9 protein-coding genes are annotated in these 10165 nt (G+C 58.3%); 4 read left to right on the top strand and 5 right to left on the bottom strand.

Going from position 1 to position 10165, the window contains the following annotated elements; genetic code table 11:
- Positions 1–1179 (bottom strand): primosomal protein N' (gene priA, locus ACIQ5B_RS02240; protein WP_397597598.1); only part of this gene is annotated, 1179 nt, incomplete at its 3' end.
- Between the two features lie 175 nt (positions 1180–1354).
- Between priA and fsa the strand changes: the two genes are divergently transcribed.
- The 4 genes from fsa to ACIQ5B_RS02220 all read left to right on the top strand — a co-directional run bounded on the left by fsa (position 1355) and on the right by ACIQ5B_RS02220 (position 4451).
- Positions 1355–2008: a fructose-6-phosphate aldolase gene (gene fsa, locus ACIQ5B_RS02235; protein ID WP_395635459.1), complete on the top strand. Its 654-nt coding sequence runs from the start codon at positions 1355–1357 to the stop codon at positions 2006–2008.
- A 160-nt stretch (positions 2009–2168) separates the two neighbouring features.
- Positions 2169–2804 carry a GTP cyclohydrolase I FolE gene (gene folE, locus ACIQ5B_RS02230; protein WP_395629239.1) on the top strand — a complete coding sequence of 212 codons (636 nt, stop codon included), beginning with the start codon at positions 2169–2171 and terminating at the stop codon, positions 2802–2804.
- A gap of 80 nt (positions 2805–2884) precedes the next feature.
- On the top strand, positions 2885–3733 hold the full coding sequence (gene nadC, locus ACIQ5B_RS02225) for a carboxylating nicotinate-nucleotide diphosphorylase (protein ID WP_397597596.1): 849 nt from the start codon (positions 2885–2887) through the stop codon (positions 3731–3733).
- Positions 3720–4451, top strand: coding sequence for a ribonuclease T (locus ACIQ5B_RS02220; RefSeq protein ID WP_397597595.1), 732 nt, complete (start codon positions 3720–3722; stop codon positions 4449–4451). The genes nadC and ACIQ5B_RS02220 overlap by 14 nt, the downstream gene beginning before the upstream one ends.
- Here the strand turns inward: ACIQ5B_RS02220 and ACIQ5B_RS02215 are convergent.
- The 4 genes from ACIQ5B_RS02215 to ACIQ5B_RS02200 are packed head-to-tail and all read right to left on the bottom strand — an operon-like array spanning position 4448 to position 10051.
- The gene (locus ACIQ5B_RS02215) at positions 4448–4870 is read right to left on the bottom strand and encodes a DUF4112 domain-containing protein (protein ID WP_333569320.1); all 423 of its coding nucleotides are present in this window, start codon (positions 4868–4870) and stop codon (positions 4448–4450) included. The two genes, ACIQ5B_RS02220 and ACIQ5B_RS02215, sit on opposite strands and share 4 nt — an antisense overlap.
- A 19-nt stretch (positions 4871–4889) precedes the next feature.
- The gene (locus tag ACIQ5B_RS02210; RefSeq protein WP_397597594.1) at positions 4890–6344 is read right to left on the bottom strand and encodes an ABC transporter substrate-binding protein; all 1455 of its coding nucleotides are present in this window, start codon (positions 6342–6344) and stop codon (positions 4890–4892) included.
- Positions 6345–6386: 42 nt separating this feature from the next.
- Positions 6387–7946: a S1C family serine protease gene (locus tag ACIQ5B_RS02205; protein ID WP_397597593.1), complete on the bottom strand. Its 1560-nt coding sequence runs from the start codon at positions 7944–7946 to the stop codon at positions 6387–6389.
- Complete coding sequence (locus ACIQ5B_RS02200; protein ID WP_397597592.1) at positions 7943–10051, bottom strand: transglycosylase domain-containing protein; 2109 nt, start codon at positions 10049–10051, stop codon at positions 7943–7945. Before ACIQ5B_RS02200 ends, ACIQ5B_RS02205 begins: the two co-directional genes overlap by 4 nt.
- Positions 10052–10165: the final 114 nt, after the last annotated feature.

The following is a 10165-nucleotide window of genomic DNA, read 5'->3' as shown; positions in this document are numbered from 1 at the left end:
GTCCAAGGTGAGGTCAATCGCCTTGATCTCCGGCATTTTGGCCGCGCCGAAACGGGACGGGATTTCCAACCCCTTATAGCGGCCAATGGTAACCATATGGCGTGATTCCAACGCGGGCGTGGCCGACGCCAGCACCACGGGAAAGCCTTCAAAACGGCCACGCATCACGGCGACATCGCGGGCGTGGTACCGCACGCCATCTTCTTGTTTGAAACTGCTCTCATGCGCTTCGTCGACAATGATCAGCCGCAGATTGGCAAAGGGCAGGAACAAAGCCGAACGTGCCCCGACAAGCACCTTTGCACTGCCGTCCGCAACCGCGCGCCACACACGGCGGCGCTGCGTTGACCGCAAATTGCTATGCCATACGGCAGGCTCCACCCCGAAACGGGCTTCAAAGCGGGCCAGAAACGGCGCTGTCAGCGCGATTTCGGGGAGCAGCACGAGAACTTGCTTGCCCAGACGAATGGCTTCGGCAACCGCTTCAAAATAGGTTTCGGTTTTGCCAGATCCCGTCACGCCGTCGAGGACGAAGGTGTCAAACCCGCCCGAGCGGACGGCGGTGACCATTGCGTCGGCGGCGACCATTTGCGCGTCATTCAACTTTGGCGCGTCGAAATCTGCGAGTGGTTCAGGCAGCGGAGAATCCACGCTGATCGTAACGGGTTCAAAGGCACCTGCCTTTATCAGCCCCCGGATGACAGCATCGCTGACCCCCGCTTCTGCCGCAAGTTCACGAACAAGGCCTTGCGCCCCCTCCAACGCGTCCAGCGCGGCGGCGCGTTGCGGGGTGAGCCGTGCAGGTTCAAAGCCGGTGCGGCGATATTCAACGATCGTACCAGACACCGTAAACGCCGCAGAAGACGCCAGGACCATGCGCAACACTGCGGCATGGCTGGTCAGATAATAATCGGCAACCCAGTTGACGAGGCGGCGCAGCCCTTGCCCAAGTGGCGGACAGTCGACCAGTTCCAGCACGGGCCGAAGTTTGCTGGCATCAATGGCTTCATCGCCAAAAACATCGTCATCCCAGATAACACCGGGCAATTTACGTGGACCCAGCGGGACCATCACCACGCACCCGGGGCCTGCCTCCATGCCCGCAGGCAACCGATAGTCGAGCGGACCAATCGCTTGCGTCAACAGGACGACACGGACACGGTTGGTGGGCGGATTCATCCCGTCGATATAGGCAGACAAATGGGGGACGTCACCCACCTATCCGGGCCAATGCAAAAGCATGGTCCTTTGGCGTGATACATTGCAGCAATTCGGCACGGAATATTGCCTGTCATTTCCACGTTAACTTTGCCAATAGGCTATATACCGAATCTACTATCAGGAATAACGTGCCATGAAATTTTTTGCCGACACCGCTGACATTGCCGATATCAAAGATCTGGCAGCGACTGGCTTGCTTGATGGCGTCACCACCAACCCAACATTGATTGCCAAATCGGGCCGGGATTTCATTGAAGTCACCCGCGAAATTTGTGCGCTGACCGATGGACCGGTATCCGCCGAAGTCGTTGCGCTGGATCATGCAACGATGATGAAAGAGGCGGAAATTCTCCGCAAGATTGCAAGCAATGTCTGCATCAAGGTGCCATTGACGATTGATGGTCTGAAAACCTGCAAGGCGCTGACGTCAGAAGGGACCATGGTCAATGTGACCTTGTGCTTCTCTGCAAACCAAGCGCTGCTCGCGGCCAAAGCCGGTGCAACATTTGTATCGCCCTTCGTCGGTCGTCATGACGACAATGGCTTTGACGGCATGCAGCTGATCAGTGACATTCGCCTGATTTACGACAATTACGCATTCGACACTGAAATCCTCGTCGCCAGCGTGCGCCATGGTGTGCATGTGCTTGAAGCGGCGAAAATCGGCGCTGACGTCATGACTGCACCACCTGCGGTCATCAAGGGTCTGTTCAAACATATTCTGACGGACAAGGGCATTGAAGGCTTTTTGGCGGACTGGGCGAAGACTGGCCAAGCCATCGGCTAAAGCTATCGGCGCGGCTGTGCTTGAAGCACTACCCGCATCTGATATCACATCGCATCATGGTGAAGTGCCTATGGGTTATTCGCCGTATAGTTTTTAAAGGCGGGCGGGCGTATCGTTGGGTTTATAAATGGCGGGCATGTAAGACCGCTGGAGACCCAAGATGAACCAGCCCGAAAAGGTGTTTCCCATCGCACATATCCATTATGAAGACGAAATTGGTGAGAACGGCAAAATCGTCGTTCCTGACGAAGTTCAAGACGCCATTCGCACGTTAATCCGTTGGTCCGGTGATGACCCAGCCCGTGAAGGCTTGCTGGACACACCCGCACGCGTCGGACGCGCATGGCGCGAATATTGCGGCGGCTATGCGGAAGACCCCGCTGCGCATCTGTCGCGGACCTTTCAGGAAGTCGGCGGATATCACGAGTTGGTGCTGCTGAAGGATATCCCGTTCCAGTCGCATTGCGAGCACCACATGGCGCCGATCATTGGCAAGGCATCGATTGCCTATATGCCAACCGATCGCGTTGTCGGCATTTCAAAGCTGGCGCGCGTGCTGCACGGTTTTGCGCAACGGCTGCAGGTACAAGAACGCCTGACCGCTGAAGTCGCAAACTGCATTTGGGAACATCTGAAGCCAGAGGGCGTAGCCGTTGTCATTGAGGCGCAGCATGGTTGCATGACAGGCCGCGGTGTGAAGGTGCATGGCGTTGGCATGGTCACGTCAAAACTTATCGGCTGTTTCCTTGACGACCAATCGAGCCGCAAGGAAGTCATGAGCCTGATGGGCTACTGATTACGGCATTGCTGCCCGGTTCGAACGCACTTATGGGTCGGGCAACCCCATAAGATAAGAATCGCCGGACTTGCACTGACATGGCCTTTACCCTTCCCCATTTTGATCTCGACGCGTTCGTCCGCGCGACGCTTGCCGAAGATCTGGGGCCAACCGGAACCGACGTTACATCGCAAAGCGTTATCCCTGCGGATCTCCGGTTTGAAGGCACGATGGATAGCCGCGACGCAATCGTCGTGGCCGGTCTGCCGATTGCGGTTGCGTTCTTCAGTTCGCTCGATCCCGCGATGGAAATCGACCTGTTGGTCGAAGAAGGACAGCGCGTTGCCGCTGGAACGGACCTTATGCGCCTTCGGGGCAATGCCCGCGCGATGCTGACGGCGGAGCGGTCCGCACTGAATACGGTCCAACATCTTTCGGGCATCGCCACGCTAACACGGCAATATGTCGACGCGATTTCGGGCACTGGGTGCACGCTTTTGGACACGCGCAAAACCATCCCCGGGCTTCGCGTGCTTGAAAAATACGCCACGCGCATGGGCGGGGCAACGAACCACCGCATGGGCTTGTGGGATGCCGCAATGATCAAGGACAATCATGTGGCGGTTGCAGGCGGCGTGGCAGAGGCGGTACGCCGCGCACGCGAAGCAGGCGTCGAACGCATCATATTAGAGGTCGATAGCATCGCGCAAATCGAACCTGGGCTTGCGGCGGGCGCGAGCCACTTGCTGCTCGACAATATGGATGCAGATACGCTGCGCACGGCGGTTGCCTTAATTGCGGGCCGCGTGCCGACTGAGGCGTCGGGCGGTGTTACGCTTGATAGCATTCGCGCAAAAGCGGAAACCGGCGTTACCTACATCTCGGTCGGGCGCTTGACGCAAAGCGCACCCGCTGCGGATATCGGTTTGGATTTTGCGCAGGCTTAGCAGCCTCGTCCTTTTAGGCGCGGCCGCGTGCCTATCGCCGGCACCGGCGCTGGCGCAAGCATGGCAGTGCCAGCCCACAAATTATCTACCCCGTCCAGCATTGGAGCTTCCGTCGCCCGATCAGGTCCGGCGCACCGCGATTGCAGGCTATATTCTGGCATTAAGCTGGAGCCCCGAATTTTGCCGTGGACGGGAACGCGACCCGGCGATGCGGTTCCAATGTTCCGGGACAATCGGCGACTTCGGCTTCATTCTTCATGGCCTTTGGCCCGAAGCAAAGGGCGCAAATTATCCGCAATATTGCCAGCCGGTGGGCGTGCTGCCACGGCAGACCATTGCCAACAACATCTGCCTTAGCCCGTCGCCGCAATTGCTGCAGCACCAATGGGCGAAGCATGGCAGCTGTATGGCCAAAACGCCGGAGGCTTATTTCGGTGCGGCGCGGCTGCTGTTCAAGGCGATTGAGTTTCCCGACATGGCGCGGCTTTCGCGCGAGCCGGAACGCGGAACGCCATTGACTGCAGCGACGATCGCCGAAAGATTTGCCGAGTTTAACGATGGCATGCCAGCGGATTCCGTGACGGTAAAGGTCAGCGCGAAAGGCTGGCTTCAAGAAATACGCATTTGCCTAGACCGCACATTCAAACCGCGAAGATGCCCCAGTTTTAGCCGGGCAGCATCACGCACAGCGCACGTCAAAATCTGGCGCGGGCGTTAACGTTCGATAATCCGCGTGGACGGATGATGTTTGTCCAGATGCTTACGGATAATCTTCAGGTTTCTTGTATTTGAACGCCACACCAAGTCAAAGGCATCGCCCAAAAATGGCACCGCGCCAATCGCGGTATCAATGCCAATGTTCGCGCTCATGCGCAGCAGCTGCCATTTTGACATGCCCAGATTGCGGCCTTCCCAGACGATATAGGCGCCCATGGCTGCGGTCACGAGATCGCCAAGCACGGGCACCAAGCCAATGACGGTGTCCAAGCCCACTGGAATTTTTGTGCCGGGAATGTGAAATGCCCGTTCAAGCACCTTTTCGAGCGCCTCGACGCGCATGCGAACGGCCCGTGGGTCGTTGCCCATCCCGGGCAGATCCTTGGCAATTTGTGCGAACTGTTCCTGCGAAATCGGCACTGGCATAACTCCTTTAGACTTATGTTGGGTCCCGCCCGAGATATTGCAACAGGTGCCGGCCCCGTCCGTTGGCAAAGTGCCCCAAAAGCCCCGGCCGAACGACCGACCAGCGCAGCGGATTGGCAATCGGAATAAAGCCGACCGTGGATTGCATTTCGGCCTCCGCCTGCCCCAATAATTGCACACGCACCGTCATGTCCTTCGTCATGCGCGCCTCTGCGACGATTGCGTCCGCCCGGGCGCTGCATATCGCGGCAAATTTGCAGGACAATTGGTCCAGATACCATGCAGGGCTGGACTGTTGCGCCGTCAGGTCAATCAAGCGCAGGTCATGCGGCCGGTCGGCGGTCACCCGCTCAATATCGACACCCACGGCCGCTAAATCAGCGCGCAGACGCGCAAAAAATATGCGGCTGCCGTACCCACGTGGCAGGGCAACACGCAAAGGCCGGATAGCCCCGTTCGCACGCTTCCAGTTTGCAATGCTTGCCGCGGCCATGGACCGTCTTTGGTCCATGGATGGCGCCGCCCAATCGGGCCGAGAAATGTCCGCGCGGTTCGGCAAGCTTTCGGGTACCAGCGTGACCGTTTCGCGCCATGCAACAATGTCGAAAGCTGTCAGCAACTTTGGCCGGTCAATGGCCATCGCGATTGCCGTGCGGTTGTCCTTGTTCGCTAAAAATGGCCCAGCCTGCACCACCATTAACCCAAACAAACCCGGGACAGCATCAAACTGGATCTCATTGGCATTGATCTTTGCCGCTTCGAGCAACGGGAAAGTTTCAAACCGGCCGCCCTCGATCAAATCGGTTTGCCCAAGCACATAACGCGCGAGCACCAACGACGCTTCGCCCCGGCGCAGCGTAACGGTTGCGGGGCCAAGAACCGCCGTCCCCTCGGCATCGATTTCATTGCGCCGCAACTGCATGGCCTGACCCAATTTCTTGGCCTGCATCGGGCCGGACCCGGCACCGCGACGTAATAATCCGAATTCGGGCAAAGCAAGCAGCTCAAGCAAATAAGGCATCGGGGCCTTCAGCCGGATTTCAACGACCTTGCCTGTCATCGCGACGACGCGGTCGATGACGGCAAGTTCATCGCGCAAACGGCCCTTTTTGAGCTCACTTATGCGCCGGGTCAAAAGCTGCGCGACCTCTTGCGAGTTTAGTTCGCGCCCATCGTTCCACCGCGCTTTGTTCAGACGAAAAATGTAACTCATACCGTCATCATTAACGATCCAGCGGCTCGCCAACCCCGGCGCAACGCGGCCTTTTTCGTCAAAGGTGACCAACCCCTGTGCCGTTGCACTGCGCAGATAGGCAGAGGCGAGCGGTAATGGTGAGGCGGACACGTTAAAGGGCTTGGGACGATCCTCAATCACATCGACGCGGACCCGTTCATTGTCGACGCCCTGCGAACAACCGGCAAGTGTAGCCGACAGCAACAAAAGCAAAAACGGCAGCAAACGGGTCATGCGGCCACCATAATCAGAATGTCGCGGTGCACAATCCACGATTCAACGGTCAGTGCAGGTGAACAGCAATATCTCGTTCGGGGCGGGCGGCAATTGTGCGGCAATCGCCTTATTCATATTGTCGATATTGGTCAGCTGGCCCGCGTCCGTTGTACATGTCTTCACGTCATAACGTTGACGCGCTTCGCGGGCGGACCGCATGGCATCTGTACCCGGCAGAAAACGCTCAATACGATAGATATTGGTGTCGGGGGCGTAACTCGTCACCGAAATCTGTGCGTCATTGTTCGGCACAAAGCTTCTAACCCATCGCCCGCCGCTTTCGACATATTGCGTCCGCCCATTGACGCATCCGTCCGGCCGCCATGTGAAATCAACATCGGCGGTATCGGACATGGTGATACGGCTGCGTTCGGGCTGCAGCACGCATATTTTGGCCACTTCGGTTACGGCCGCTTTGACCACTTCGTCCTGCGGCGCATCCGCAGTCAGGGCCGCACGCACCCTGTCATCGACTTCGTCGAAAGACGGGCGCGCTGCAAAAATACCGACCGCCGAAACCAGCAATATCGCGCCTGCTGCGGCCGCCGATTTGAAACGATCATTTTGTCCACGCTCCGAAAATTGCCACGCTGCGCCGCCGGCGACGGCACTTAAGACCAGCAGCAAAACCGCAAGCGCGATGTGGTTTTCGCGGGCAGATATGACTGCGTGTTCGGCGTCACTGCGCACTTTGCCTTCACGGCTGCGCTGTAACTCAGCGGCCACACGTGCTTCTTTCTCAACCTTGGCGCGGGTGGCCGCTTCCAGTTCCGCCTCAGCGCGTGTCAGTTCCGCGACCGAACGGCAATCGCCACGAACCGTTCGGAACGCGACGCCTTGATTGTCGAGAAATGCCGCAAGCTCGCGCGTCGAAATGGCGAAGTAGAACTCGGCGCCGCCATCGTTCGCGACCGAGCCAAAGCTATTGATACCAACAACGCGGCCACATGCATCGACAATCGGCCCGCCGCTATTGCCCGGTGCAATAGGTGCGGTGTGCAAAAGCGATTCAACGGACTTCGATGTCCGGCCCGAAGAAATAGTACCCCGCGTTTTAACGGGCGGTTGAGGGCGCAGCACGTCCGCCTCGCTTTGTTCAAGCGCGACATCCACGCTGGCCGGATAACCAATCGCAAAAACGTCCGCGCCATCGGACACCGTGCCCGCAAATATGCTTGCGGGGACCAACGCGCCGAAAGAAAGCTTCAGAAGCGCAAGATCCTTGCGCGCGACCACGGCGGACACCGTGGCGCGATAGCTTTGCGTCCCGTCGGAGGGCACAACGACAATTTCGACACTGTCGTCAAAGCGCGCCTGTTCCACGACATGGGCGTTGGTAATGACCTTGTTGCGGTCAACAACCACGCCAGAGCCAATGCTGACGATAGTCTGCTGGCCTTCTGCGGAGCTAAAAACGACGATGCGCACGACACTGCGGGCGGCAGCGCTAATATCACTTGCGTCTGCATAGACCGGGGTCGCAGCGATCGCGCCGAGAACACATGCCAGTGCGAGCGCGAGTTTTTTAATGCGTGAATACAAGGATCGAACGACCATCATCGCGGTCCTTGCGCGGGTCGCGTTTCGGGCGGCGCGGGCTGGATATTCACACCGCCACGGTCAAGCTTGACCTCCACCGGCATGCCACCGACCTCGGCGTTCACGGTAACGCCCTCGCCTTGGTCTATCCGGACTTCCGCGTTGCCAACATCGACAGGAAATTCGCTGAGTTCCGGTAAATCCAACGGCTCAATCGGGCCTTCAGGGTCAGGCTGTTGACGCAGCTTCGGCCTTGCCTCAGGCGCCGCATTGCGGATCGACTGCGCCATGAAATCGCGCCAGATGCGCGCCGGCAAACCGCCGCCGTTAACACCGCGCAACGGGCTGTTGTCATCATTGCCAATCCAGACCCCGACCACGAGGTTACCCGCAAATCCGACGAATAATGCGTCGCGATTGTCTTGGCTCGTTCCTGTTTTGCCATAGGCCGGAATGGACAGCCGCGCCGCGCGTCCGGTTCCCTTATTGACCGTCGCACCCAGCAGATCGAGCAACATCCCGTGCGTACGACTGCTGAATGAACGTGGTCCGGAAAACAGCCACTCGATCCATCCTTGTTCTTCGCGTTTGATCGCGTGCGGTTCAACGGGCCATTGGTTCCCCGCCACACCGGCATAGGCAGCCGTCAGCTCAATCAGGGTCAGGCCCGAACTGCCCAGCGCCATGCTCTGGTCCATCGTCAATGGACTGCGCACGCCCAGATCCGTGGCCGCGCGCGCCACAGCTTCGCCGCCAACTTTTTGATACAGGCGTACCGCAGCCACGTTGCTTGACTGGGCAAATGCCTGCTCCAGCGTAATGTCACCGCGGTAATTTTGTCCCGAATTTTTGGGGCGATACGCGCCTTCATTAATCGGCGTATCGGCAATCAACGATTCCGGTGTCATCCCCGACCGGAGCGCCGCCAGATAGACAAATAGTTTGAACGTGGACCCGGGCTGCCGTTTTGCTTGTGTCGCGCGGTTGAACGCGGAATCCTTATAGCTGCGGCCACCGACCATGGCGACAACTTCGCCATTGGGGCGCATCGCAACGAGCGCGATTTGGGCATTGCCCACGGCGGATCGCGCAACAACCTTGCGGGCGATGTTCTGCAATCGCGCATCCAATGTCGTGGTAATCCTGACGTCGGCATAACCGCTGTCGGTCAGCAACCGTGCTTGGGGAATGGCCCAGTCTGCAAAATAGGTACCAGTCGGCAGCGTTTCCCGCACGCGAACGTCAAGCCGCGCGACCGGTGTCGCGTCGGCCTTGGCCCGCGTAATGACATTATTGGCGACCATTGCATTTAGTACCAATTGTGCCCGCTTCGCCGCCCGTTCGGGGTTCTTTGTCGGGGCAAGCCGCGATGGTGCCTGTACAAGTCCGGCAAGCATCACCGCCTGGCTGAGCGTCAGGCGCTCGGGTTGCCGGTAGAAATAATGTAAGGACGCTGCGCGCAGACCGTAGACATTGTCGCCAAAATAGACGTTCGACAAATAACGCTCAAGAATTTCGTCCTTCGTCAAACGCCCTTCCAACCAGAAAGCGATGAGCATCTCGCGCGCTTTGCGCGTCAGGCTGCGCTCCGGCGTCAGAAACGTAAATTTCGCGAGCTGCTGTGTAATCGTGCTGCCGCCCTGCGTCATTCCGCTGCCCGAAACATTCGACCAAAACGCCCGCGCGAGGCCGCGAGGGTCGATACCGAAATGCGAATAAAATCGGCGATCTTCGATAGACAAAAACGCCTGCACGACGTGCGGGGGCAGCGTGCCAACATCAACCGGCTTATCAACGATAGCCCCGTTCCGCGCGATTGGCGTGCCATCCGACGCCAGCAGCGTAATGCGCGGCGGTGCGATGGGCTGAAGCGATTTGGACAATGGCGCCGTAATCGCAAGCCACAATATCAACAATATGAACAGGCCAAGCAGGGCCGCACTGGTTCGGCTAAACCACCACCAGCGGGTTTTGCCCAAGATAAGACGCCGTGTCGACGCTGGCTTTGCATCGGGATTCCAAGGCTGCGGATCATCGGGAAAGCGCTGCGCATAGCTTTCATCGAAGGCCGCCAGTCGGCCGTCAATATCCGAAGGAATGTCAGAAGAGGAGCGCCGGAAAAGCATCGCGTGGCTGTATTATATCGATATAACGGTGAATGCGAGGGTATATTTACGCTTTTCGCTGAACGTCAGATGAAGGCGCTTTTTTAGCGTCCACCCGCATCCAGCGAATAATGC

Source organism: Sphingorhabdus sp. (genome assembly GCF_044374345.1).
Lineage (GTDB): Bacteria > Pseudomonadota > Alphaproteobacteria > Sphingomonadales > Sphingomonadaceae > Sphingorhabdus_B.
This window is presented reverse-complemented; position numbering and strand designations above follow the sequence as displayed.